Raw genomic sequence first — 24,749 nt, 5'->3', positions numbered from 1 at the left:
AATCATTGCCCGGGCGCGGCGGCCATGTCGGCACCGGGCCGATCCGCCTCCGGCGGCGGATCGCCGAGGAAGCCAGTGGCGCGGAAGGTCAGCACCAGGGTGTCGCGATGGCCGCCGGATGCGGCCTCCGGCTGGATCGGGGTGGATTCGTGGATCACCCGCGCATCGTCCAGCAGCAGCAGCGACCACGGCTCGGCCAGGGTGAAGCGCTGGCCGTCCGGGCCGTCGGCGGCGAACACCCGGGTCTCGCCGCCGCGGATCGCGTGCCGCGCCACCAGCAGCACCGCGACGAAATCCACCCCGTCGCGGTGCGCGCCCTCCGGGGTGGGGCGGCCGATGCCCCCGCTGGTGTCGATCCTGAACTGGTGCACCTCCACGTGCCAGCGCGGCACCCCCGGGCGCTGGCGGCTGCAGGCCGCGGCCAGCCCCAGCACCAGCGGCGCGAAGCCCGGTGCGGCCACGGTCGCGGGCTCCAGCGGCGCGAACCAGCGGTCCATGCCGCCGTGCAGCGCGTTGTAGTCCAGCGGCTGCCAGTGACGGCGGTGCGGCACCGGGTGCAGGCGGCCGGCCTCGACCACGAACGAACCGTGGCGGCGCCGGCGGTAGCGGCCGCCGTCCTTGAGGTATTCGTCCGCCGGCAGGTCGTCCCAGCCGGGTGCCAGCGCCTGCAGCGCGGCCAGCGGCACGCCCGCCAACGTGGCCACGTCGGCCGCGCCCAGCACGGCATAGCCGCGCGCGTGCAGGGCCTGGTCGAGCGCCGGCAACGGGATCAGGGGCGGCGGAAAGCTGGCGACGGCCGACATGCGCAGGTCCGGGAAGAGCGGGCGCCCATTCTCGCACCGGCCCGCTGGCCGCGGCCCGCTTCGGCGCGGCGGCATTGGGACGTACAATGGATGATCGTCGAACCTGCAGTGCCCAACCCCCGTGAAAGCCCAGCTCCGCGCCCTGATCGACCAGGGCCTGACCGCCCTGCGTTCCGCCGGTACCCTGCCGGCCGACCTCGCCCTCCCCGAGTTCGTGATCGAGCGCCCAAAGGAGCGCGCGCATGGCGATTTCTCCACCAATGCAGCAATGCTGCTGGCCAAGGCCACGCGCAGCAACCCGCGCGCGCTGGCGCAGGCGCTGGTGGACGCCCTGCCCCCCTCCGAGGCCATCGCCAAGGTGGAGATCGCCGGTCCCGGCTTCATCAACTTCCACCTGACGCCGGCCGCCTGGCAGCAGCAGGTGCGCGCCATCCACGCCGCCGGCCCCGCGTTCGGCCACAACACCTCCGGCGGTGGCAGGACGGTGGGCGTGGAATACGTCTCCGCCAACCCGACCGGCCCGCTGCACGTGGGCCACGGCCGCGCCGGCGCGATCGGCGACTGCATCGCGCGGGTGCTGGCCGCCAACGGCTGGAACGTGAAGCGCGAGTTCTACTACAACGACGCCGGGGTGCAGATCGAGAACCTGGCGCGCTCGGTGCAGGCGCGCGCCAAGGGCCTGAAGCCGGGCGATGCCGGCTGGCCGGCCGACGCCTACAACGGCGACTACATCGCGGATGTCTCGGCCGCCTACCTGCGCGGCGACAGCGTGGAAGTGGAAGGCCACGTGGTGGCCGCCAAGGCGGATGCCGACGACCTCGATGCCATCCGCCAGTTCGCGGTGGCCTACCTGCGGCGCGAGCAGAACGCGGACCTGGCCGCGTTCGGGGTCGCGTTCGACGTGTATTTCCTGGAGTCCTCGCTGTACGCCGACGGCAAGGTGGAGGAAACCGTGCGCGAGCTGATCGCCCACGGCCACACCTACGAGGAAGGCGGCGCGCTGTGGCTGCGCACCACGGCCTTCGGCGACGACAAGGACCGGGTGATGCGCAAATCCGACGGCACCTACACCTACTTCGTGCCGGACGTGGCCTACCACCTGTCCAAGTGGCAGCGCGGCTACGTGCGCGCGATCACCGAGCTCGGCGCCGACCACCACGGCTCGCTGGCGCGCGTGCGCGCCGGCCTGCAGGCGCTGGACTGCGGCATCCCCGCCGGCTACCCGGACTACGTGCTGCACCAGATGGTCACGGTGATGCGCGGCGGCGAGGAGGTGAAGCTGTCCAAGCGCGCGGGCAGCTACCTGACCCTGCGCGACCTGATCGACGAGGCCGGCCGCGATGCCACCCGCTGGTTCCTGATCGCGCGCAAGCCGGATTCGCAGCTGGTGTTCGACATCGACCTGGCGCGCTCGCAGTCCAACGACAACCCGGTGTACTACGTGCAATACGCGCATGCGCGCATCTGCAGCCTGCTGCGCCAGGCCGGCGAGAAGGGCCATGCGTTCGATGCCGCGCGCGGGCAGGCCGCGCTCCACCGCCTGGACGACGCCCCGGCGCTGGAGCTGCTGCGCGAGTTGTCGCGCTTCCCGGAGGTGGTGGAGACGGCCGGCGCCACGCTGGAGCCGCATCTGGTGGCGCAGTACCTGCGCGAGCTGGCGCAGGCCTTCCACGGCTGGTACCACGCCAGCCCGGTGCTGGTGGACGACGCCGACCTGCGCGACGCCCGCCTGGCGCTGGCATTGGCCACCCGCCAGGTGCTGGCGAACGGCCTCGACCTGCTGGGCGTGTCCGCCCCGGAGAGCATGTGATGGCAGCACGACGCGGCAAATCCCAAGCCCGCCGCAGCAGCGGCAACGGCCTGCCCGGCTGGGCCTGGCTGGTGATCGGCATCGCCCTGACCCTGCTGGCGGTGCTGCTGGTCCCGCGCTACCTGAAGTCCGGCGGCGGCGACGGCTTCTTCCGGCCGAAGCCGAACCCGGATGCGCTGCCGGCCGCGGTCAGCGGCGAAGGCGAGTCCATCGCCCCGGACACCGCGCCGGCCGCCAAGCCCGATACCGGCAAGCCGAAGCCGACCCAGTACGACTTCTACACCCTGCTGCCGGGGCAGGAAGTGGCGATGAGCGATTCCGAGCTGGCCGCCAGCGCCAAGGCCGAAGCCGAGGCCGCCGCGCGCGCGCGCAAGCAGGCGGACGCCGAGACCGCACCCGCCGCCGCACCCGCGCTGCCGCAGCCGCTGGCCGACACGCCCGCCGGCAACGCGCCGGCCACGGCCACGCCGTCCGCCGGCGAGCGCACAATCGCCAAGGCCACCGCCGCGACCGAACCGGCTGCCGGCAACGCGCACTACATCCTGCAAGCCGGCGCGTTCGGCGCCTCCGGCGATGCCGAAGCGCTCAAGGCCAAGATCGCCCTGCTCGGCCTGAACGCGCGGGTGGAATCGGCGCAGATCGGCGACAAGACCGTGTACCGCGTGCGCATGGGCCCCTACGGCAGCGCCGGCGAACTCAGCGACGCCAAGGCCAAGCTGGCCGACGGCGGGCTGTCGGCGATCGCGGTCAAGACCCAGTGATCCGTGCCCGCCGCGCCCCGCGGCGCGCGCGCGCGCACTGGCGCGACCGGCTGTTCACATCGCATCGCAGCCGCTGAGATGCCCGCGTGGCATCCTCGTCAAACCGCGAGGATGCCGCCATGCCGATCGAAGCCGCCCTGATCAAACCCGTCGTGGATGCGCTGATGACGCTGCTCCAGCGCGGCGAGAAAGCCACCCTGAAGCGCAACGCCGAGGCCGCGCTGCGCGAGGCGATCCGCGAGCTGTTGCTGGCCAATCCGGACGAGAACAAGGCGCAGGCGCGGATCGCCGTAGCCAAGGCCGCGGGCCTCCTGTCCGAGGACGTGCTGCTGGCCGAGGACATGCTGCAGAAGCACCGCGCCAGCAAGGCCAGGACCGCAGGCAAGACAGGCACCGGACGCAAGCGCAAGCCCGCCGCCCCGGCGGATTCCGCTACCGACGGGGCGAAGTCCGCGACGCGACGCAAGCCTCCCGCGAAGCCGAGGGCCTGAGTGCGCCTTCGCATCCCACCGGACCGGCAGGCCCGCGCCGCTAGAATGGCGGCATGGACGCACATACCCCCCGCACCGCCCTCATCACCGGCGCCACCGCCGGCTTCGGCCGCGCCGCCGCGCGCCGCTTCATCGCCGCCGGCTGGCAGGTGATCGCCACCGGCCGCCGCGCCGACCGCCTCGACGCCCTGCGCGCGGAACTTGGCGACGCCCTGCATCCGGCCTGCTTCGACATCCGCGACGAAACCGCGCTGCGCGCCGCGCTGGACGCCCTGCCCGAGCGCTTCCGCGGGATCGACCTGCTGGTGAACAACGCGGGCCTGGCACTGGGCACCAAGCCCGCGCAGGAGGCGCTGCTGTCGGACTGGAAGACCATGATCGACACCAACGTCACCGCGCTGGTGACCCTGACCCACGCGGTGCTGCCCACGCTGGTGGCGCGCAAGGGCGCGATCGTGAACATCAGCTCGGTGGCGGGCGTGTACCCGTACCCGGGCGGCAACACCTACGGCGGCACCAAGGCCTTCGTCAGCCAGTTCTCGCTCGGGCTGCGCTCCGACCTGCACGGCACCGGGGTGCGCGTGACCAGCATCGAGCCGGGCATGGCCGAAACCGAGTTCACCGTGGTCCGCACCCACGGCGACCAGGCCGCCTCGGACAAACTCTACGCCGGCGCCCATCCGATGACCGCCGAGGACATCGCCGAGGCGATCTTCTGGGTCGCCAGCCTGCCGCCGCACCTCAACATCAACCGGCTGGAACTGATGCCGACCTCGCAATCGTTCGCCGGCTTCCAGGTGCACCGCGACCCGCAGGCATGAACCTGCTCGGCGCCCTGCTGGTGGCGGTCTTGATCGGCGCGGTGCTGCCGCTGCAAGGGCTGGTCAATGCCCGGCTGGGCGCCCACATCGGCGGACCGGTGGCGGCTGCCTTCGTGTCGTTCCTGGTCGGCTCGGCGGTGCTGGGCCTGTACCTGCTGGCCACGCGCACCCCGGTCACACTGCAGGGCAGCGTCAAGTTGCCGGCGTGGATCTGGATCGGCGGCGCCTTCGGCGCGCTCTACGTGGCCTGCTTCACCCTGCTGGTGCCGCGCATCGGCGCGGCCGGGATGATCTGCCTGGCGGTGCTGGGCCAGGTCACTGCGTCCCTGCTGCTGGACCAGTACGGCGTGCTGCAGGCGCCCAAACCGGTCGACGCGGTGCGGATCGCCGGTGCCCTGCTGGTGCTGGCCGGCGTGGTGCTGGTGGTGGCGCCCTGGCGGGCGCACGCGCAGAAAACCCCGGGAACTGCCGCCGCGGCGAGCGCCGACGCGCGATCGGCGTCCTAGGCGCCGGGCGCGCCGCGCGACAGTACCCGCGTTCGCAGGCGCAGCCCCGGCCATTCCACGCCGTAGTGCAGGAGGACCGCCGCGGCAATCGAGGCGAGGCCGTACACCAGCCATGCGCCAACGCCGCGCCCGTCCAGCACCCCGCCCCAGTGGACTTGCACCAGCCCGTAGATCGGCTTGTGGACGAGGTAGAGGCTGTACGAGATCGCCGCGATCCATGCCGCACCCGGGATGGCGCGCCCGCCGAGCAGGCCATGCGGCTGCGCACCGGCGAACACCAGCAGGGCCAACCCCAGCGACAGCACCGGCCAGCCGACGCTGTTGCCGAGCAGGCCGACGCGGTCACGGAACAGCCAGAACGCCAGCGCCATGACCGCCACGCCGGCCAGCGCGAACAGGTTCGCGTGCCTCGCGGCGCGCGCCCACGACCCTGGCCGGTAGGCCTGCCACGCCGCCAGCATCACCCCCAACAGCAGGCCGTCGAGCCGGTTCCATGTCGGGTAATAGAGGTCCTCGACGAACCACGGGCGCGACGGCTGGGTGGCGTCATCGTGCAGCCAGATCCCGCTGCGCAGGGCGATGCCACCGAGCAGCACGGCCATGCACACCGTCCAGAATTTCATCGCCGACGGCTTGCGCGACAGCAGCAGCGCCAGCGCCGGGAACAGCAGGTAGAAGTGCTCCTCCACGCACAGCGACCAGGCGTGCGAGAACGCGGCGTTGGTGGCGTAATCGATGTCGAGGTTCACGACGAACAGCGCGAACTTCCACCACGGCTCCATCCCCGGCGCCTCGCGGAAGCCCGGCCACAGCAGGTAGACCGCCAGCACCGCCCAGAACGCGGGCAGTATGCGGAACGCACGCTTCAGGTAGAAGTCGCGCAGCGACGGAGTGCCCCCGTTCGCCAGCGGCCGCAGCAGCTGCCCGCCGATCAGGTAGCCGCTGAGCACGAAGAACAGGTCCACGCCCATCCAGCCGTAACGTTCCAGCCAGTGCCAGTCCGCGCCCAGCCCGCCGACGAGGAAGCTGTGGAACTGCATCGTCCACAGCACCGCGATGGCGCGCAGCAGGTCGAGGCCGGGCAAGCGGCGCGGGGAAGCGTTCGTTGCGTTCATCAAGTCCTCGTGCCCGCGTGGCGCAGCCGCGCCAGCAGGGCTTCCATGTAGGTGCGGCTGGCGCGCACCGGCGTGCCATTGCGCAGGCGCAGCAGGGCGTCGCGGTTCGCCAGCGGCTGCAGTTCGTCGATCATCGCCACGCGCACCATCGCCGAGCGGTGCACGCGCAGGAAGACCTGCGGATCAAGCCGCTCCGCCAGCCGATACAGCGGTTCGCGCAGCAGATGCGAATGCGCGCCGACGTGCAGCCGGGCATAGTCGCCGTCGGCTTCGACCCAGTCGATCCGCTCCGGCTCGACATAGCGGATCCGGTTGCCGATGCGGATTTCGATGCGGCCGCCGGCGGTCGGTTGGGCCACTTGCGTTGGCATCGCACCGGCACGCAGCGCCAGCAGCTCGCGGGCGCGATCGAGGGCTTCGGCGAAGCGCGCATCGTCGATTGGCTTCAGCAGGTAGTCGATGGCGCGCAGCTCGAACGCGCGCACCGCGAAGCCGTCGTGCGCGGTCAGCAGGATCGACAGCGGCCGCTGCGCCGGCGGCAGCAGCGCCAGCACCTCCAGGCCGGACAGCCCGGGCATGCGCACGTCGACGAAGGCCAGGTCGACCGGTTCCGCACGCAGGCCGTCGAGCGCGCTTTGGCCGTCGGCATATTCGGCCACCACACGCACGTCCGCATACGCCTTTAGGCGCGCGCGCACGCCGGCCCTGGCCAGCGGTTCGTCGTCGAGGATGGCGATGCGGATCATGGCGCCGTCTCTGCCGCGCGATGGCCATCGGATTCTCGCCACGGCAAGTCCAGCGCGACCCGGAACTCGCTGCCGTCCGCATCCGCCGAGAACGCGTGATCGTCCGGGTACAGCGCCTGCAAGCGCTCGCGCAGATTGCGCAGGCCGATCCGCTCGCCATCATCGCCACTGTCATCGATGGGCGCCGGCGTTTCAGCCATGTCGTTGCTCACCTGCACTCGCAAGCGGCCGCAGTCACGCACAGCGGCGATCTCCAGCCGCCCCGCGCCCGCGCCGGGGGCGATGCCGTGGCGGATCGCGTTCTCGATCAGCGGCTGCAGCAGCAGACGCGGCACCCGCGCCCGCAGCACCTCCGGCCCGACCTGCCAGCGCAGCCGCAGGCGGTCGCCAAGCCGCGTGCGCTCGATGTCCAGATAGTCCTCGGCAGCGGCGATCTCCTCGCCCAGCGGCACCTCGTGCGCCTGCGGCACGTCCAAGGTGCCGCGGAGGAAGTCGCCCAGCCGCGCGATCATCGCCTGCGCCTCGGCGTTGCGCCGCTCCGCCACCAGCGTCGACACCGCATTGAGCGTGTTGAACAGGAAATGCGGCTGCAACTGGTAGCGCAACGCGCGCAGCTCCGCATCGCGCATCGCCGCGCGGGCCGACAGGTGCTGCGCCTGCTCGCGGCGCAGCCGGTAGGCATAGGCCAGCACCGCGTGCGCCGCGCTGGCGGCTAGCAGGGCCAGCCAGCAGGATTCCAGCCCGCCCAGCAGCGACGCCCACTGCATGGCGGGATTGCGCTTCCAGCCCATTGCGATGGCCAGCAGCTGGCCGACCAGGTTGTTGGCCACCGCCATCGCATAGGTCGCGGCGAACACGATGCCCAGCAGCCGCCACCACGCCAGGCCGCGCCGCCACAGGGCCCGCTGCAGCACCGCCAGCGGGATGCTCCACAGCAGGCACAACCCCAGATACAGGCTCTTGAACACCGCCACATGACCGTGCCCGAGATCCGGGATCACCATCAACGCTAGCGAGGCGATGGCCGGCAGTCCGGCCAGCAGGGCCAGCCAGAATGGCGGCTGCGCAGTGGCTTGCGGCGGCATGGCCTGCGTCATCGACGGGATCAGGGCCTGTGCACGGAATACAGCATGGACACGATTTTCCAGCCGTCGTCGGCCTTGACCAGCTGCCAGCTCTCGATGCCGCGGTTCTGCGCCACGCCGTCTTCCTCGTACACGTAGTCGAAACTCACGCTGGCCATCGCGCCGTCGGTGCGGATGTCGATGTCGGTGAAGCGTTCGCGCTGCGGCCGCTTCGCCGTTTCCACCATCTTCGCGAAATTCTCGTAGGTATCCGGGCGGATCCGCTGGGCCTCCGGACGGCGCGCTTTCAGGCGAGCGTATTCGGACTCGCCGAGCACCGACGCCCAGGCGCTGGACTGCGGCCGGAACAGGCTGCGCAAGGTCGCGCCGTCGCCGGCGACGATGGCCGCGTCGAAGCGGCGGATCACCTCGCGCACTTGCGCTTCGGCTGCGGCGTCGTTCGGCGCACGTGCGAACACCGGCGCGCAGACCAGCAGCGCAACCACGAAACCCCATCCCGCCTTGCGTCGTGCATCCATCTGCCTGCCTCCTCATGCCGTAGGATGCCGATTGGACGCTGTCGCCCGCACCGCTGTCGATGCAGCTGCGGCGAACCGGTGGACGGTGCGGCGAACGGGTGGCGAATCAGTGCTGCGGCGTGTCGTCAAGGTAGGTGTAGGCGGTGAGCCCGGCTTCCAGCGCGGCCTTCAGCGCGGCGCCCTCGGCGGCGGGCAGGTTCGCCGCATCCACCTTGGCGGCGTATTCGCGGCGCAGGTCGTCGAGTTTGTAGCCGACGTAGTCCAGCATCACGTCGGTGGTGTCGCCGCGGCGCTGCTGGCTGATCGCGAAGCCGTCGCCGTCGCAGCGCACCTCGATGGCGTCGGTGTCGCCGAACAGGTTGTGGATGTCGCCCAGGATCTCCTGGTAGGCGCCGACTAGGAAGAAGCCCAGCCGGTAGCTCTCGCCCTTGCGCAGCGGATGCAGCGGCAGTGCGGAGTCGAGGTCCTCGTTCTCCACGTAGGTGTCGATCTTGCCGTCGGAATCGCAGGTCAGATCGCAGATCACCCCGCGCCGGGTCGGCGCCTCGTCCAGGCGCTCGATCGGCACGATCGGGAACACCTGGTCGATCGCCCACACGTCGGGCATCGACTCGAACACGCTGAAGTTGACGAAGTACTTGTCCACCAGCCGCTCGTTGAGTTCGTCGAGCAGGTCGCGGTGGCTCTTCTCGTCGTAGCTCAGGCGCGCCTTCACCGCGTGCGCGATGGCATAGAACAGGTCGTCGATGCGCGCGCGCTGGACCAGGTCCAGCTGCCCCAGCGCGTACAGGCTCAGGCCGTCGGCATGCGCCTGGCTGGCCTCGTGGAAGACCTCCACCGCCGGGCGCTGGGCCATCTCCGCATGCAGCTCGCGCAGCTGGCGCACCGGGGTGGACTCGTCGTCATGCGACTCCGGCACCCGGCCTTCCGGCGCCTGCTCGACCTCGCTGACGTTGGCCACCAGCACCGCGTGGTGGGCGGTCATCGCACGCCCGCATTCGGTGAGGATGCGCGGCGGCGCAAGCCCCTCGGCGCGGCAGGCCTCGGCCAGCGGCTGCACGATGCTGGAGGCGTAGTGGTGGATGCCGTAGTTCACCGAGTTGTACGAACGCGAACGGGTACCTTCGTAGTCGATGCCGAGGCCGCCGCCGACATCGACGTGGCGGATCTTGGCGCCCAGGCGCGAGAGCTCGACGAAATAACGGGTGGCCTCGCGCATGCCGGCGGCGATGTCGCGCACGTTGCTGATCTGGCTGCCCATGTGGAAATGCAGCAGCTGCAGGCAATCGCCCATGCCGGCATCGCGCAGCTCCTTCCACAGGGTCAGCAGCTGGCGCGGGTCCAGCCCGAACTTGGCCTTGTCGCCGCCGCTGTTCTGCCACTTGCCGGCGCCCAGCGAGGCCAGCCGCATGCGCACGCCCAGGCCCGGCTTCACGCCCAGCGCGGCCGCTTCCTCCAGCGCCACCTTCAGCTCGGAGGGCTTCTCGATGACGATGAAGGTCTGCAGCCCCAGCTTGCGCCCGATCAGCGCCAGGCGGATGTACTCGCGGTCCTTGTAGCCGTTGCAGACGATGGTGCCGCCGGGACGCGAGAGCGCCAGCACCGCCATCAGCTCCGGCTTGCTGCCGGCCTCCAGCCCGAAGCCCTCGCCGTGGTGCGCGGCCAGGGTGCCGGCCACGCCGGCGTGCTGGTTGACCTTGATCGGATAGATCGCCGTGTAGCCGCCGGCATAGTCCCAGTCCTGCTGCGCCTGCGCGAACGCCGCCTGCAGCTTGCCCAGGCGATGGCCCAGGATGTCCGGGAAGCGCACCAGCACCGGCAGGTTGCCGCCCTGCGCCAGCGAGGCATCCACCACCTCGGGCAGCGCCACCACCGGGCCTTGCGCGCCCTGGGGCCGGACGACGATGCGGCCGCGGTCATCAACGTCGAAATACCCGTCCGCCCAGTGCGGGATCGAGTAGGTCTTGCGGGCGAGGTCGGGGGGCCAACGGGTCATGGCGGCAACGTCAACGGCAGGGGAGGCGCATTCTACGGGCTACCACCAACCCCTGCGGTAAAGCGGGGTACCGGCCACCTTGCGGACCCGGCGGGCGATGCCGCGGCGGTGAGTGGCGACGAACACCAGGACACTGCCCGGCAGCACCAGTGCGTCCACGACCTGCTGTAACTTAGCGGATTCGTTCCATACGAAACCGCGCAGCGTCACCAGCATGACGTGGTGGGGGACGGTTTCGCCCCCGGGCGGCAGGCGCTTGCGAACCAGCCAGGCCCGGCCAACACCACCTAAACGCGCTAACGCCGCGCGCAGCTCTTCCGTGGCAGACGCGTCGAGGCCATGCGGAAGGAACTCGTCATTGGCCGCGAGTGTGTTTCTGGCCTGCTGGATCCTGCTCCACCGGGCCTGCATGCGTGCCCATTCATCGGCGACGCGGTCCCGTCCAGCCAGGTCCCCGGTATCTCGGTAGAAGCTGTCGAGGCGCTGGAGGACCGCCTCGCTACTGCCATCGTCCAGCGCCATCGCCTTCTCCAGATGCCCGATGCCGGACGCGTCCCCACGATCCAAGAGCAAACACCCTACCCGGAAGTGCAGAAAGGCGTGCTCTGGCGCCAGCATCAGCGCCTGCTGGTAAACCGGCAAAGCATCCATTTCCGGGCGCAGGGACTCCACCAGTCCCGCATGTTCGACTGCCTCGTCGGGCGTGCGCGACGGCTGCGCCTCGAGCGCTTCCAGCCGCGCCCGATCCTGCGCGTGCTGCCGAAATCCCCGCTGCCAGTCTTCTTCGACACGCTCGCGCCATTCGTCGCTGAAGCGGCGCTCGAGTTCCGGCAGCAACGGACCCAGCAATTCTTCCGCGCACCCCGTCTGTGCCTCCGGCATCTCGACCTGATCGATACCCAGTGCAGCCAGGCGCTGGGCCAGGGTGGGATGCGTATCGTCGAAATCAGGGACGCGGGCCAACGCCTGCGCCAACCGGTCGCCATCACTGGAAGCAGGCACACGCAGCTGTTCCCCCATCTCGCGATACAGCAGGGCCGGAGGCGCCGGCTGCGTCTGCGATGCGCGCTGCAGGCCCGGCCAGAATTCCTGATCCAGCCGCGCGGCCCCCACGTTCACCCGGACCAGCGCCTTGCCTGCGGCCTGCGGACCCGCCACGCGGGCCGCCGCCGCATCCGCTTCGTACTCCTGCTTCCGCGCCAACACGAAGCTGTAGGCGTCGAAATACGGGGCATACCAGTTGAAGAAGCGGACGAAGAGCTGGCTGGTCCAGGCCTCCTGCGCCTGGAGCGCGCCCAGCAGCCGGTACCAGCTGGCACGGACATGGTAGATCCAGCCCGCGAAGCGGCCGTGTCCACCGCCAAAATGACCGAACTCGTGCGCCACCACCGCAGCGAACTGCGACCGATCCAACAACTGCATCAGCGGCAGGCCAAGCAGCAGGTAATGACGATGCCCCAACAGTCCCAGCGCGCGCGGCACACTGACCGCGGCAGCGTTCAAGTCGGCGTCAATCACGATCCCCGCCAGCTTGGGGGCACCGGTGGCCACGCGGAGATGCTCTACCTCGGCCCACAGCGCCGGGGCCTCGTGCGCCGCCAGTCGATGCCCGTCGGGCGGGGAGAACTTCACCCATAGGCTGCGCAGCAGCACCCAGCCGAACCCGATGGGAATCCAGATCAACTTGGCAAGCTTCAATAACAGCCAGGGACTGATAGCCACCAGCAGCAGCACCAAGCCGATGGACAGGCCAAACGCCAGCAGTACCCCGCCGCCCAGAACCGCAAAACCCGCCAGCGCCAACAGCGCGACCTTGGTCCGGTAGCGCCCCGGGGCCATGGCCGCCTCGTTCTCCAGACGTTCGATCAGCGCACGCCGCGCACTCGCCCTTTCCATCCCTCTCCCCTTCGCTTTTCCGAACCCTCGCCAGCCACCCGCACGGGGCCAGCCATCCCATCCGCTACAATCCGCACCCCCGCCGGACGCCGTCCGCGCGCGGATGACAGGCCTCAACCCACAGGATACCGCCATGACCGAGCCGACCTGGCTGCACGAAAATTTCGACAAGGCCGGCTCCTCGATCGGCTTCCGCGTGACCCGCAAGCTGGACGAGGTGCAGTCGCCGTTCCAGAAGATCGAGATCTTCGAATCGACCGACTGGGGCAACGTCATGCTGATCGACGGCGCGATGATGCTGACCACCCGCGACAACTTCCTCTACCACGAGATGATGTCGCACCCGGCGCTGTTCACCCATCCGGACCCGAAGCGCGTGGTGATCATCGGCGGCGGCGACTGCGGCACCCTGCGCGAGGTGCTGCGCCACCCGGGCGTGGAGAAAGCCGTGCAGTGCGACATCGACGAACAGGTCACGCGCATGGCGGAGAAGTATTTCCCCGAGCTGTGCGAGTCCAACGGCGATCCGCGCGCCGAGCTGCTGTGGGACGACGGCATCGCCTACATGGCCAACTGCGCGCCGGGCAGCGTGGACATCGTGATCGTGGACTCCACCGACCCGGTGGGCCCGGCGGAAGGCCTGTTCAACAAGGCGTTCTTCGAGAGCTGCCACCGCGCGCTGAAGGACGACGGCATCCTGGTCCAGCAGAGCGAGTCGCCGCTGGTGCTGCTGGACCTGATCCAGGCGATGCGCGCGGAGATGGGCAAGGCCGGCTTTGCGAGCTTCCAGACCTTGCCGTTCCCGCAGCCCTGCTATCCCACCGGCTGGTGGAGCTGCACGATGGCGAAGAAGGCGGCCAACGCCGGGTTCGGCTTCCGCGAGGCCGATGCCCGCGCCAAGACATTTGCAACCCGCTACTACAGCGCGGACGTGCACAAAGGCGCGCAGGCCCTGCCGCCGTTCATGGCGGAGGCCCTGGGCGGCTGACCCCGGCCGCGCGGACTGCGATCCCCGGCACAGCGGGCGTCACCGGTTTGTAATACATTCGGGCTCCTACCCACTCGGAGCGCGAATGGGCACAGCCCCATGGCTGCGAAACCTGCTCCTGCTGCTGGCCCTGCTGCCGGCGGCAGCGCCGTCGTTTGCCTCGCTGCTGGACACGCCGCCAGCACCGCCGCAGAAGGCCGCGCAGTTCGACGCGATCTTCCAGAACGTGGTCGGGCCGTCCTCGATGGATGCCCCCTACGAAACCTACAACACCTGGCTGGAGCAGCTGCGCACCCTGCTGCCTCCGGGCGATGCCGCACGCGAAGTGCAGTTCCGCTCGGTGTACTGCGGCAGCCCGCGCTGGAAGGATGCGCAGCAGGGCCTGGCCTATACCGATGACGCCCTGCGCCGGGCCCAGGCCGCGCGCGACATCGCCTCCCAGGGCCGCGCGCAGTTCTGCCGGGTGGGATTCGTGCAGCTGCTGCACGGCACCCGCCAGGCGATCAGCGAGGCGGACAAGCTGGTCGCCCTGCTGCAGGATTCGGGCGAGCGCCAGCTGTATGGCGAAGCACTGATGCTGCGCGGCGGCCTACTCTCGGACATCGGCGAGGAAGCCAAGGCCCTGATCGATTTCCAGCGCGCGCGGGCCGCGTTCCGGGACGCCGGGATCGACCACGAGATCGACTACCTGCAAATGAAGATCGCGGTGGCCTACCGCCGGATCGGCGATTTCGGCCAGGCCGAGCGCTACTTCACCGGCTCGGTCGCGCGCCAGCAGGACCTGGGCGACTGGGAGCGCCAGGTGTCGGACCTGATCCAGCTCGGCTACCTGTACGAGGAATCCGGGGAACTGCCCAAGGCACGTGCCAGCTTCGAGCGCGCACTGGCGGTGGCCCTCAAGCACGAGAGCGGCCTGAACATCGCCAGCGCGCGGCTGGGGCTGGCCTCGGCGCAGATCGCCCAGGGCGAGTTCGATTCCGCGCTGACCACCCTCGCGCAGGCGCGCGCCGGTTATGCCGCCGAGCAGGTGACCGCCAACGAAGGCATGCTGCAGCTGATGGAAGGCGAGGCCGTGGCCGGCAAGGGCCAGCACCTGCAGGCGCTGGCGCATTTCCGGCAGGCACTGCCGCTGATCGAGAAGGACGGCAACCAGCGCTACCTGGCCATGCTCTACCAGGCGCAGTCGGCCAGCGAGGAAGCGCTGGGGCGGATCGGCGAGGCGCTGGCCGACTACAAGCGCTACGCCAGTCTGCAGGCCAGCCTGCAGGCCAAGATGCGGCTGGAACAAAGCCATCTGCTGGAATACGAATACGAGATCCGCCGCCGCGACTTCGAAAACCAGCGCCTGCGCACCGAGGCCCTGGCCCGTCGGCAGCAGCTGGCTGCACTCGAACGCGAGCAGCGCTGGCAATGGCTGGCACTCACCCTGGGCGTGCTGCTGCTCGGGCTGCTGGCAACCCTGGCCTGGCGCCAGCAGCGGCGCGCGCGCCGGCTGCGCACGCTGGCGATGACCGATCCGCTGACCGGCGCCGCCAGCCGGCGGGCAATCGAGAAAACCGCCGCCAGCGCACTGGAGGTGGCGCAGCGGCAGGGCAAGCCGCTGTCGCTGCTGCTGCTCGACCTCGACCACTTCAAGAACGTGAACGACCGCCACGGCCATGCCGCCGGCGACGCGGTCCTGCGCGACACCGTGCAGGCCTGGCAGGCGCAGCTGCGCGATCGCGACGTGCTGGGCCGGATCGGCGGCGAGGAGTTCGCGGTCGTCTGCGCCGGCGCCGATCTCGCGCAGGCACGCATGATCGCGCAGCGGCTGCTGGACGCCACCCGCGCCATCCGCCTGCCCGACATCGACCCGGCGCTGCGCATGGCCACCAGCATCGGCATCGCCGAGGCGCGGGCGGACGACACTTACGAGTCGCTGTTCGCGCGCGCGGACGCCGCGCTGTACCGCGCCAAGCAGCAGGGCCGCGATCGCGTCGCCGACTAGCGAACGGACCGCCGATGCTTACAGCGCGTCGGCGTCGAGTTCGCCGGTACGGATGCGCACCACCTGGTCCAGGCCCCAGACGAAGATCTTGCCGTCGCCGATCTTGCCGGTGCCGGCGGCCTTCATGATGGCCTCCACCACCGCCTCCACGCGGTCGTCGGTGACCGCGATCTCCAGCTTGATCTTGGGCAGGAAATCCACCACGTACTCGGCCCCGCGGTACAGCTCGGTGTGGCCCTTCTGGCGCCCGAAGCCCTTGACCTCGGTCGCGGTGATGCCGGTGACACCCGCCTCGGCCAGCGCCTCGCGCACATCGTCCAGCTTGAACGGCTTGATCACCGCCATCACCATCTTCATCGTCGCGCCTCCATTTGCATGCGGCGAGCATAGCGCGGCCGATGCCGGCATACTGACCGCGTCCACCCGGTTTCCCCTACCCTGCCGCGCGGAACCCGCCGACGGCCATCCGCCCGCGCCCCGCGCGATGCTGGCCCTACCGGCAGGAGACCCACCATGAGCCCCGCAAGCATGATCGACCTGGCCCACCTCGACGACCTCGCCCGCCGCCTCAGCAGCCTGGTGCCCCCCGGCCTGCGCGAGGGCCGCGAGGAGCTGCAGCAGAACTTCAAGTCCGTGCTGCAGGCCGGGCTGGCCAAACTGGACCTGGTGACCCGCGAGGAGTTCGAGGTGCAGCGCCTGGTGCTGGCGCGCACCCGCGAGAAGCTCGAGGCGCTGGAACGCCAGCTGGCCGAACTGGCCGGCGGCGACGATCCCGCCGCGCGCTGAGGGCCGCCGCCATGAGCCTTGCGATCGTGCACAGCCGTGCGCGGATGGGCGTGCGCGCGCCCGAAGTCCGGGTGGAAGTGCACCTGGCCGGCGGCTTGCCGGCCATGTCCATCGTGGGCCTGCCGGAAGCGGCCGTGCGCGAAGCCAAGGACCGCGTGCGTGCCGCCATCCAGTGCGCGCAGTTCGAATTCCCGGCGCGCCGGATCACGGTGAACCTCGCGCCTGCCGACCTGCCGAAGGACGGCGGCCGCTACGACCTCGCCATCGCGCTGGGCATCCTCGCCGCCAGCGGGCAGCTGCCGGTGGAGGCGCTGGACGGCTGGGAGTTCATCGGCGAACTGGCGCTGACCGGCGAACTGCGGCCCGTGGACGGCGCGCTGGCCGCGGCGCTGGCCGCTGGTGAAAGCGGACGCCGCCTGCTGGTCGCTCCCGCCAACGGCGCGGAGGCCGCGCTGGCCAGCGCCGTCGAGGTGCGCACCGCGCGCACCCTGCTGGAGGTCTGCGCCGCGCTGGAAGGCCGTCGTGCCCTGCCGCCCGCGGAAGCGCCCGCGGCCACGGACACCGCCGCCCCTGACCTCGCCGACGTGCGCGGGCAGGCGCAGGCGCGGCGCGCGCTGGAGATCGCCGCGGCCGGGGGCCACCACCTGCTGCTGGTCGGGCCGCCCGGCAGCGGCAAGACGCTGCTGGCCTCGCGCCTGTGCGGCATCCTGCCACCACCCACCGATTCGGAAGCGTTGGAAGCCGCCAGCATTGCTTCCGCCAGCGGGCGCGGCCTGGACCTCGCGCGCTGGCGCCAGCGCCCGTTCCGCGCGCCCCACCACACCGCCAGCGCGGTGGCGCTGGTCGGCGGCGGCGCCGACCCGCGGCCGGGCGAGATCTCGCTGGCCCACCACGGCGTGCTGTTCCTCGACGAGCTGCCGGAGTGGAGCCGGCACGCGCTGGAAGTGCTGCGCGAACCGCTGGAATCCGGCAGCGTCAGCATCGCGCGTGCGGCGCGCCACTGCGAGTTCCCGGCGCGCTTCCAGCTGGTGGCGGCGATGAACCCCTGCCCCTGCGGCTGGGCCGGCGACCCGTCGGGGCGCTGCCTGTGCAACGAGGAGATGATCCGCCGCTACCGCGCGCGCATCTCCGGCCCGCTGCTGGAGCGCATCGACCTGCACGTGGAGGTGCCGCGCCTGCCACCCACCGCGCTGCGCACCGACGGCGCCCCAGGCGAGTCCAGCGCGCGCGTGCGCGAGCGCGTGCTGGCCGCGCGCGACCGCCAGCAGGCGCGTAGCGGCGGCACCAATGCGCGCCTGGACCAGGCACAGACCAACGCGTTCTGCGCGTTGTCCGCGCGCGACGCCGGCCTGCTCGAGCGCGCGGTGGAAGCGCTGCAACTCTCCGCGCGCTCGCTGCACCGCATCCTGCGCGTGGCCCGCACCATCGCCGACCTCGCCGGCAGCGACGCCATCGACACCCCACACCTCACCGAGGCCATCGGCTACCGCAAGCTGGAGCGCGGGCGCGACCGCGTGGCGGCATAGCCCCGTAAACGCCGGTCAGCGCGGCCACACCCGCCGGTTGGGATCGAACTCCGACTCGACCAGCGTCCCGGCGCGCGGCCCGAAGCCGCAGACCAGCAGCGGGCTCTGCTCGTAGTGGGTCATCCCGAACGCCCGCTCCAGATCGACTTCGTTGATCGCACTGGTGACGAATGGCCCCAGCCCGGCCTGCGTCGCGCACAGCTGCAGGGTTTGCGACAGGTGGCCGGCATCGAGGATGCAGACCCGATAGGCCTTGGCATGGTTGCGGTACTTCCAGAAGTTGCGATGGAAGCGCGGGGCCAGCACGCACAGCACCGCGGCATCGGCGAAGAAGCCCTGCCCGGCCACGGCGATCTGCGCGAACGCCCGAAGGCTCTCGCTGCTCCATGCGGTGGCCGCCTCGCCGGCCGGCAGCGCACGCGTGCCGACATCGCCCGCCACGGGCGCCGCGACCTGCGGAGCCACGGCCAGCAAGGCGTGCTCCGCCGCACGATAGCGATACAGGCCCGGGGCCAGCCCCTGCACCCGCTGCACGATCAGGAAGCATTCCACCGGATGCAGCGCCCCTCCCGACGGGCTGGTGCGCTTGATGACCTCGAAGCCCGGAGCGGGCCGGCCACTTCCGCGCCGGCCGAAGGTGCGGGCCATGATCCCGGAAAACACCTCCAGCGGGATGCTGGCCTGCGGGTCGTAATTGCGGCAGGTGGTGCGTGCATCCAGCAAGGCGTCGAACGCATCGCGGGCGGGACGCGGCAGGGCATGCAATGGCGCGCCTTCGGGAAGCGGCCCCTCCGCTGGCGGCGGAAGCCCGTGCTGCCGCAGCAGGCCTTCGTTGCTGTCCAGGCCCTGCTCGGCCATGCCGGCAGGGCCGTCGATGGCCTCCCAGCGCGCGGCCATGTGCGCGACTGCTGACATCGGATACCAGCCTTGTGCACGGTAGCGCTCGTCAGTCTGCGCTTGATCTCCCCCCATTTTGAGCAGCAATAGTCCAGCGGCTATTAGCTGATCGACTGACTCGCTTCCATACCGTTTATCCAGTTCCTTACGGCTGATCCAGTCTACTGCACTCAAGTCACCCAGCATCCGCGCCTGGTCTGCACCTATCTCAACCGCATGATCCAGATGTGGTGCATAAGCGAACCATGCCAAACGACTCACGATGCCCGTGCCACCTGACATCAGACTGTCCAGCCGGAATTCAGCCAGCTCACGTGGCTCAAGCCACACCGTCGCGCAACGACGCAACATTACGCATCCCATACAGCTTTAAAGGCACGTGACTATAATGATAGTCTGCTGTTGCTGCAATCCGCAGCAAAAATTTAAGGAACCAATTATGGACATGCGCGTTGCACCGCCAGCACTCGAGCCTAAAGTGGCCAATGAACTACTTAACCTTCTCTCTGTGAGCGATGAATTTCGCGAGCTATTCGTTAGCAACACTAAAGCTGCACTAGAGATCGCCGGATACATCCACTCTGATGAGCGACTCCCTCATCCCGCAATATGCTTTGGTTCGCTTGCAGGCACACTAGCTAGCAAATCCGAAATCTCTGCTGCTCGAGACAAGCTATTGAGGAACATCACCCAGATCCAGGGGATGCTTTGCCCGTTTGAATCTCAGTCTTCACTAATTGGCTGAGAGTGCTGCCGTGAGCGCTGAAAAGACTCCTCCCGCCGGATTGCATCCCATCATTGTAAAGCGATTGCTGGACAACCTGGAAAGCAACGACGCCTTCCGCACGCTGTTCCAGCAATCGCCCGAGCAGGCGCTGCGGTCGATCGGGTACACCGACGCCTGGGAGTGCATGGGACTGAAGGGGGGCGCCACGCTTGCTTCGCCGGAACAGATCCGTGCGCAGCGGACGAAGCTGGAGGAAGCGATGACGGGCATCCAGAAGGCCGACTGCGTGCTGGAGGCGCAAGAAGGATACTGATTGAGAAGGGTGCTGATTGAAGCGGGGCCGGGCACAGCCCGGCCCCGCTTCTCTCGCGATCACCGTGTCCTTGCCTCGGGCCGCGCCTGATCCGCCAGAAGCGTGGCATTGAGGAACCGCAGCACCTCGGATGTGGTGCTCTCGGTCACGATGCGTCCGCGGTGGGACGCCAGCCATTCCGTCTGTGCGCGGGCGATGGCCTCATCGCCCGCCGCTTGCGCGGCCTGCTGCAATGCCCAGTGCACCGCCACCAAAGCCGTGTCCTTTCCCGCCAGCGGCCGCAGGCGCGCGATCGCCGCCTGCGGCTTGCCAGCCAGCCGTTCCTGCTCTGCCAACACCACCTCGCGCAACTGTGCGACGGTGGGATAGTCGCGCAGGATGCCGCTGCCTTCGGTCCGGCGAAGCGCCTCCGCCACTCCGGCACGGTCGCCGAGACGCGCCGACAACAAGCCGGCATAGAGCCGCAGCTCGACGGAATACGGCGGATACAGGGCGTCGCTCCGCACGCCATTGGCATCGATGGCCGCCAACAGCCTTGCCAGCGCCTGCCGTGCATCACCCTGATGCGCGAGTACTGCCTGCGTGGCGACGGCCGCGCGGGCGCGGCCGGAGTCCAGCACATCCCCATCGGCTTCGGCCTTGGCTTGCCAGTCGCGCGCGGCCGCCGCCGCGCGGGCCGGATCATGGCGGATCGTCCACGTCATCACGGCCGCATCACCCTGCCAGCCATCGCGTCCAGCAGCACTGCCGAAGTAGATCCTGTCTGCCTCCCGGAATTGCCCGCGCAGCTCCAGCGCGCGCGCGTACATTTCGGCCCAACCAGAGAATCCCCCGGCGCGGCTGGTGTGGAACTCTGCCAGGGCCGCGTCATATCGCTCCTGTCCCAGCAAATAGGTTCCAAGCATGTAGCGAGAAATCAGGATTCGCTCGTACTGGGGCTTGAGCGTCCGCCGAACCAGCATCTCCGCGGCACGGAAATCGTTGTTCTGGTGCCACTGGTTGGTCGCCAGCCTCCCCAACGTACGGAAATCGTCCGGATACAGCGCCAGGTATTCCTCGGCCTTGCGGAAATAGGCCTGTGGATTGTCGTACTGCATCAGCATCAGCTCGACCATCTGGCGCTCCTGCGGCGACAGCCGCTGCGGGATCGCCAGCGCCTTGCGCCATTCCTCACGCGCCTGCGCGACTTCGCCCAGCGAGGCATGCAGGCGCGCCATGTCGGCATGCGCCAGCGCGAAATCCGGGTCCAGCTGCAAGGCGCGGCGGTACATGCCCAGCACCTGCTCGCGGTCGGCGGTAGTGGCGGCCAGCCGGCGCGCGACCGCGAACGCCTTCAATGCATCCAGGCTGGGGGTGGCGACGTTCGGCAGCGGCACCGAGGTCTTCTGCACGTTCTGCAGGGCCTCGCCGAGCCTGGCGCGCAGCTGGTCGGTGACGTCGTCGATGGAAGCGAGCGCGGACTCCACGCCCTTGCCGTCCGCCGAGACCGCGTACACGGTGGTCTGGGTGTGCGGATCGATGACCTCGGCGCTCACCCGCAGGCGCCCGCCCACCTCCGAGACCGTGGGCAGCAGCAGCGCGCGGGCACCGTCGCGCAGTGCGATCTCCGAACCGAGCATGCGGTCCACCTGCACGTCCGGCTTGCGCTGCATCCGCTGCAGGGTGTCGCGCACCTTCAGATCGCTGAGCACGTTGACGTAGCGCGACTGCTCCAGGCTGATCCGGAACGCCTGCTCCAGGGCATCGCTCAGGCGCGGATCGCCGGTGAGGTTGCGCAGGTCGCCCACCACCACCCAGTCACGCTCGTTGAAAGCGATGGCCGGCTTCGGCTGGGTCAGGAACCACGCGCCCACCGCCATGCCGGCCACCAGCAGCGCCTCGGCGGCGAGTGCCACCGGCCGCCGCCACAATGGCAGGTCGCGCCAGGCCTTCGGCGTGTGCGCCGGCATGCGCAGCGCGGCCAGGCCGGGCTCGCCGACCTCGTGCACCTCCTGCGCCTCGGGCACGCCCTTGAAGCGCCAGCGCCCGTAGGACTTCCACACCAGCAGCTCGCCGCGTTCGCCCAACTCGCGCGCCGCGCGGTGCGCCAGCGGCTCGGCAGTGGCTGAGAGCAGGATCTGGCCGGGCCGCGCCAGCGCCATCAGGCGCCCGGCCAGTGGCTTGGCCAGGCCCTCCACTTCCAGCGGCTTGGCGCCCATCCGCACCGCGTCCGGGCTGTTCTCCCACAGCAACACTTCGCCCACGTGCAGGCCGGCGCGCGCCTGCAGCGGCTGGTTGAGCTGCATCTGCCGCCCGAGCTCGCGCAGGCCGCGCATGTAGTCGAGGGCGAAGCCGAGGCCGTCGATCGGGCGTTCGAACAGCAGCAGCAGCCCGTCGCTGCGGTCGATCAGCCGCCCGCGCCAGCGCTGCTGCAGCTCCAGCACCAGGCGGTCGTGCGCGCGGAACAGGGCCGCGGCCGGCGCATCGCCGAGGCGCTCCACCAGCTGGGTGGAGTCCACCAGGTCGGTGAGCAGCAGGGTGCGGACCTGCGGGGCGTGGGCCGCCTGATCCATCGCCGCGTGCTCAGTCCAGCCACTCGACATGGCCGCCGCCGCGGCGCTTGGCGCGGTACAGCGCGCGGTCCACGCGGGCGTAGCACTGCTCCCAGCTCGGCGCCTCATGGGGGCCGACCAGGCAGGCGCCGATGCTGAGGGTGGCCATCTGCGGCGGGTTGCTGTGCATGCGCTCGAGCATGCGCGCGCTGTCGGCGATGTAGCCGGCGATGCGCTTCGCCTCGTCGCGGCCCTGGCCCTGCAGCAGCAGACAGAACTCGTCGCCACCCAGGCGGCAGGCGATGTCGTCCTTGCCAGCCACCGCGCGCAGCAGGTTGGCCACGCTCTGCAGCACGCGGTCGCCCACCAGGTGGCCGTGGGTATCGTTGATCGCCTTGAAACGGTCGCAATCGAGCAGGAGCAGCGCGTGCCCGGCGAGCATGCCTTCGCCCTGCAGCTGCTCCAGGTGCTGCAGGAAGCCGCGCCGGTTGGCCAGCCCGGTGAGCTCGTCGGTGCGGGTCAGCACTTCGGTCTGGTCCAGCCGGTGGCTGGTGGAGCGCAGTGCGTCCAGGGTGTCCTGCAGCTCCTGGTTGCGCCGGCGCAGGCGGCCGATCAGCGCCTGCTCGTTCAACACCACGCGCATGATCGCGCGGCGCAGGAACTGCGCCAGCAGGTGCGGGTCGCGCTCGGCCAGGGTCTCGAATTCGCCGCGGCCCAGTTCCAGCAGCGCGCTATCTTCCAGTACGTGGGCGTCCGCGCTGCGCGCATGGTCGCCGATCAGCAGGCCCAGCTCGCCGAAGAACGCGCGCTCGCCCAGTCGCTTGCTGATCAGGTCGTCGCCGAAATCCAGCTCCACCGCGCCGCTGGCGACCACGAACATCGCATCGCCGGCATCGCCGCGACGGAACAGGTGCTGGCCGGCCGCGACCTCGCGCGGGCGAGCGACCTGCGCGAACAGCGCGTACTCGCGGGGGTCCAGCGCCGATACGCCGGGCTCGTCCGCGATCCGTGCCTTGCCGATGGTGCTCACTGCAGCCACGCGCCCCCACTCCCCCTGCGCCTATTCAGGCCCAGACAGGATAGCACCGCCGGGCGCATTGCAAGCCCCCGGCAGCGCGGACTTCAGGCCGCCACGCGGTCGCCGTGGAACTGCTCTTCCTCGGTGCTGCCCTTGAGCGCGACGGTGGCACTGTGCTGGCCCTGGATGGTCTGGGTGAGCGCATCGAAGTACCCGGTGCCGACCTCGCGCTGGTGCTTGACCGCGGTGAAGCCGCGCTCGGCGGCGGCGAACTCCTTTTCCTGCAGCTCCACGAACGCGCTCATCTGCCGCCGCGCATAGCCATGCGCCAGCTCGAACATGCCGTAGTTGAGCGCGTGGAAGCCGGCCAGGGTGATGAACTGGAACTTGTAGCCCATCGCCCCGAGTTCCCTCTGGAACTTCGCGATCGTCGCGTCGTCCAGGTGCTTCTTCCAGTTGAACGAGGGCGAGCAGTTGTAGGCCAGCAGCTTGCCCGGGTACTTGCGGTGGATGGCCTCGGCGAACTTGCGCGCAAACTCCAGATCCGGCTTGCCGGTCTCGCACCACACCAGGTCGGCATAGGGCGCGTAGGCCAGGCCGCGGCTGATAGCCTGCTCCAGGCCCTTGCGGGTCTTGAAGAAGCCCTCGACGGTGCGCTCGCCGGTGCAGAACGGGCGGTCGTTGTCGTCCACGTCCGAGGTCAGCAGGTCGGCGGCCTCGGCGTCGGTGCGGGCGACGATCAGGGTCGGTACGCCCATCACATCGCTCGCCAGGCGCGCGGCGGTCAGCTTCTCGACCGCCTCGCGGGTCGGCACCAGCACCTTGCCGCCCATGTGCCCGCACTTCTTCACGCTGGCCAGCTGGTCCTCGAAATGCACGCCTGCGGCGCCGGCTTCGATCATCGCCTTCATCAATTCATAGGCGTTGAGCACCCCGCCGAAACCGGCCTCGGCGTCGGCCACGATCGGCTGCAGGAAGTCGATCGAATCATCCCCTTCGGCATGGTGCAGCTGGTCGGCGCGCAGCAGGGTGTTGTTGATGCGCTTGACCACCGCCGGCACCGAGTTGGCCGGGTACAGCGACTGGTCGGGGTACATCTCACCGGCGAGGTTGGCATCCGCCGCGACCTGCCAGCCGGACAGGTAGATCGCCTTCAGCCCGGCCTTCACCTGCTGCATGGCCTGGTTGCCGGTGAGCGCGCCGAGCGCGTTGACGAAATCCTCGCTGTGCAGCGACTTCCACAGCTTCTCCGCGCCGAGCCGCGCCAGCGAGTGCTCCACGTGCACGGTGCCGCGCAGGCGCACCACGTCCTCGGCGGAATAGGTGCGGGTGATCCCGGCCCAGCGCGGGTTGTTGGCCCAGTCCAGCTTCAGTTGCTCGGCGGTCGGCAGGGTGTGCTTCATCATGGCGGTGTCCTTGGTGGAAGGC

23 protein-coding genes are annotated in these 24,749 nt (G+C 69.9%); 11 read left to right on the top strand and 12 right to left on the bottom strand.

The genetic code is table 11. The features are described 5' to 3' along the window. Positions 1-2: 2 nt before the first annotated feature. Entirely contained in the window at positions 3-803 is an 801-nt protein-coding gene (locus EDC34_RS04725) for a 2OG-Fe dioxygenase family protein (RefSeq protein WP_114959307.1), read from the bottom strand. Positions 804-924: 121 nt separating this feature from the next. Here EDC34_RS04725 and argS point away from each other — a divergent pair, with 121 nt between their 5' ends. The 5 genes from argS to EDC34_RS04700 all read left to right on the top strand — a co-directional run bounded on the left by argS (position 925) and on the right by EDC34_RS04700 (position 5,192). Next, positions 925-2,613, top strand: a complete 1,689-nt coding sequence (gene argS, locus EDC34_RS04720) for an arginine--tRNA ligase (RefSeq protein WP_114959308.1) — start codon at positions 925-927, stop codon at positions 2,611-2,613. Then, the gene (locus EDC34_RS04715) at positions 2,613-3,374 is read left to right on the top strand and encodes an SPOR domain-containing protein (RefSeq protein ID WP_114959309.1); all 762 of its coding nucleotides are present in this window, start codon (positions 2,613-2,615) and stop codon (positions 3,372-3,374) included. The genes argS and EDC34_RS04715 overlap by 1 nt, the downstream gene beginning before the upstream one ends. Positions 3,375-3,493: 119 nt before the next feature. Further along, positions 3,494-3,865, top strand: a complete 372-nt coding sequence (locus EDC34_RS04710; RefSeq protein ID WP_114959310.1) for a hypothetical protein — start codon at positions 3,494-3,496, stop codon at positions 3,863-3,865. Between the two features lie 53 nt (positions 3,866-3,918). Further along, complete coding sequence (locus EDC34_RS04705; protein ID WP_114959311.1) at positions 3,919-4,686, top strand: SDR family NAD(P)-dependent oxidoreductase; 768 nt, start codon at positions 3,919-3,921, stop codon at positions 4,684-4,686. Then, complete coding sequence (locus EDC34_RS04700) at positions 4,683-5,192, top strand: DMT family transporter (protein ID WP_114959312.1); 510 nt, start codon at positions 4,683-4,685, stop codon at positions 5,190-5,192. Before EDC34_RS04705 ends, EDC34_RS04700 begins: the two co-directional genes overlap by 4 nt. On the opposite strand, the gene EDC34_RS04695 is transcribed toward EDC34_RS04700, so the two are convergent. From EDC34_RS04695 to EDC34_RS04670, 6 genes are all read right to left on the bottom strand, one after another. Next, entirely contained in the window at positions 5,189-6,307 is a 1,119-nt protein-coding gene (locus EDC34_RS04695; RefSeq protein ID WP_114959313.1) for an acyltransferase family protein, read from the bottom strand. The genes EDC34_RS04700 and EDC34_RS04695 overlap by 4 nt on opposite strands. Next, positions 6,307-7,053, bottom strand: a complete 747-nt coding sequence (locus tag EDC34_RS04690; RefSeq protein WP_114959314.1) for a LytR/AlgR family response regulator transcription factor — start codon at positions 7,051-7,053, stop codon at positions 6,307-6,309. The genes EDC34_RS04695 and EDC34_RS04690 overlap by 1 nt, the downstream gene beginning before the upstream one ends. Beyond that, entirely contained in the window at positions 7,050-8,150 is a 1,101-nt protein-coding gene (locus EDC34_RS04685) for a sensor histidine kinase (RefSeq protein WP_114959315.1), read from the bottom strand. The genes EDC34_RS04690 and EDC34_RS04685 overlap by 4 nt, the downstream gene beginning before the upstream one ends. A gap of 8 nt (positions 8,151-8,158) precedes the next feature. Then, on the bottom strand, positions 8,159-8,656 hold the full coding sequence (locus tag EDC34_RS04680) for a nuclear transport factor 2 family protein (protein ID WP_114959316.1): 498 nt from the start codon (positions 8,654-8,656) through the stop codon (positions 8,159-8,161). A gap of 106 nt (positions 8,657-8,762) precedes the next feature. Continuing rightward, a complete protein-coding gene (gene speA / locus EDC34_RS04675; RefSeq protein ID WP_114959317.1) occupies positions 8,763-10,652 on the bottom strand; it encodes an arginine decarboxylase in 1,890 nt (629 codons plus the stop codon). Positions 10,653-10,691: 39 nt separating this feature from the next. Then, positions 10,692-12,548 (bottom strand): M48 family metalloprotease, encoded by a 1,857-nt coding sequence (locus tag EDC34_RS04670; RefSeq protein WP_162797662.1) that lies wholly within the window; start codon positions 12,546-12,548, stop codon positions 10,692-10,694. A gap of 133 nt (positions 12,549-12,681) precedes the next feature. Here EDC34_RS04670 and speE point away from each other — a divergent pair, with 133 nt between their 5' ends. Together speE and EDC34_RS04660 are read left to right on the top strand one after the other, a co-directional pair. Further along, a complete protein-coding gene (speE, locus tag EDC34_RS04665; protein ID WP_114959319.1) occupies positions 12,682-13,536 on the top strand; it encodes a polyamine aminopropyltransferase in 855 nt (284 codons plus the stop codon). An 85-nt stretch (positions 13,537-13,621) separates the two neighbouring features. Beyond that, positions 13,622-15,523 (top strand): tetratricopeptide repeat-containing diguanylate cyclase, encoded by a 1,902-nt coding sequence (locus EDC34_RS04660; protein ID WP_114959320.1) that lies wholly within the window; start codon positions 13,622-13,624, stop codon positions 15,521-15,523. An 18-nt stretch (positions 15,524-15,541) separates the two neighbouring features. Here the strand turns inward: EDC34_RS04660 and EDC34_RS04655 are convergent, their stop codons facing one another. Next, positions 15,542-15,880 (bottom strand): P-II family nitrogen regulator, encoded by a 339-nt coding sequence (locus EDC34_RS04655; protein WP_114959321.1) that lies wholly within the window; start codon positions 15,878-15,880, stop codon positions 15,542-15,544. A 171-nt stretch (positions 15,881-16,051) separates the two neighbouring features. On the opposite strand from EDC34_RS04655, the gene ubiK reads away from it, so the two are divergent. Together ubiK and EDC34_RS04645 are read left to right on the top strand one after the other, a co-directional pair. After that, entirely contained in the window at positions 16,052-16,309 is a 258-nt protein-coding gene (gene ubiK, locus EDC34_RS04650) for a ubiquinone biosynthesis accessory factor UbiK (RefSeq protein ID WP_114959322.1), read from the top strand. An 11-nt stretch (positions 16,310-16,320) separates the two neighbouring features. Continuing rightward, positions 16,321-17,835, top strand: a complete 1,515-nt coding sequence (locus tag EDC34_RS04645) for a YifB family Mg chelatase-like AAA ATPase (RefSeq protein ID WP_114959323.1) — start codon at positions 16,321-16,323, stop codon at positions 17,833-17,835. A 15-nt stretch (positions 17,836-17,850) separates the two neighbouring features. Here the strand turns inward: EDC34_RS04645 and EDC34_RS04640 are convergent, their stop codons facing one another. Next, positions 17,851-19,083 carry a putative peptide maturation dehydrogenase gene (locus EDC34_RS04640; protein ID WP_162797663.1) on the bottom strand — a complete coding sequence of 411 codons (1,233 nt, stop codon included), beginning with the start codon at positions 19,081-19,083 and terminating at the stop codon, positions 17,851-17,853. 88 nt (positions 19,084-19,171) lie between these two features. Between EDC34_RS04640 and EDC34_RS04635 the strand changes: the two genes are divergently transcribed. Both EDC34_RS04635 and EDC34_RS04630 read left to right on the top strand, forming a co-directional pair. Continuing rightward, positions 19,172-19,477: an NHLP-related RiPP peptide gene (locus tag EDC34_RS04635; RefSeq protein ID WP_162797664.1), complete on the top strand. Its 306-nt coding sequence runs from the start codon at positions 19,172-19,174 to the stop codon at positions 19,475-19,477. Positions 19,478-19,487: 10 nt separating this feature from the next. After that, positions 19,488-19,772, top strand: a complete 285-nt coding sequence (locus EDC34_RS04630) for an NHLP-related RiPP peptide (RefSeq protein WP_162797665.1) — start codon at positions 19,488-19,490, stop codon at positions 19,770-19,772. Between the two features lie 59 nt (positions 19,773-19,831). Here the strand turns inward: EDC34_RS04630 and EDC34_RS04625 are convergent, their stop codons facing one another. The 3 genes from EDC34_RS04625 to aceA all read right to left on the bottom strand — a co-directional run bounded on the left by EDC34_RS04625 (position 19,832) and on the right by aceA (position 24,724). Beyond that, entirely contained in the window at positions 19,832-22,324 is a 2,493-nt protein-coding gene (locus EDC34_RS04625) for a putative peptide modification system cyclase (RefSeq protein ID WP_114959327.1), read from the bottom strand. A gap of 10 nt (positions 22,325-22,334) precedes the next feature. Continuing rightward, positions 22,335-23,342, bottom strand: coding sequence for a GGDEF domain-containing protein (locus EDC34_RS04620; RefSeq protein WP_114959328.1), 1,008 nt, complete (start codon positions 23,340-23,342; stop codon positions 22,335-22,337). 83 nt (positions 23,343-23,425) lie between these two features. After that, positions 23,426-24,724 (bottom strand): isocitrate lyase, encoded by a 1,299-nt coding sequence (gene aceA, locus EDC34_RS04615; RefSeq protein ID WP_114959579.1) that lies wholly within the window; start codon positions 24,722-24,724, stop codon positions 23,426-23,428. Between the last annotated feature and the right edge of the window lie 25 nt (positions 24,725-24,749).

The organism is Thermomonas haemolytica (assembly GCF_004346265.1).
GTDB classification, from domain to species: domain Bacteria; phylum Pseudomonadota; class Gammaproteobacteria; order Xanthomonadales; family Xanthomonadaceae; genus Thermomonas; species Thermomonas haemolytica.
The sequence above is the reverse complement of the archived record's forward strand: the minus strand, read 5'-3'. Positions and strand labels throughout refer to the sequence as shown.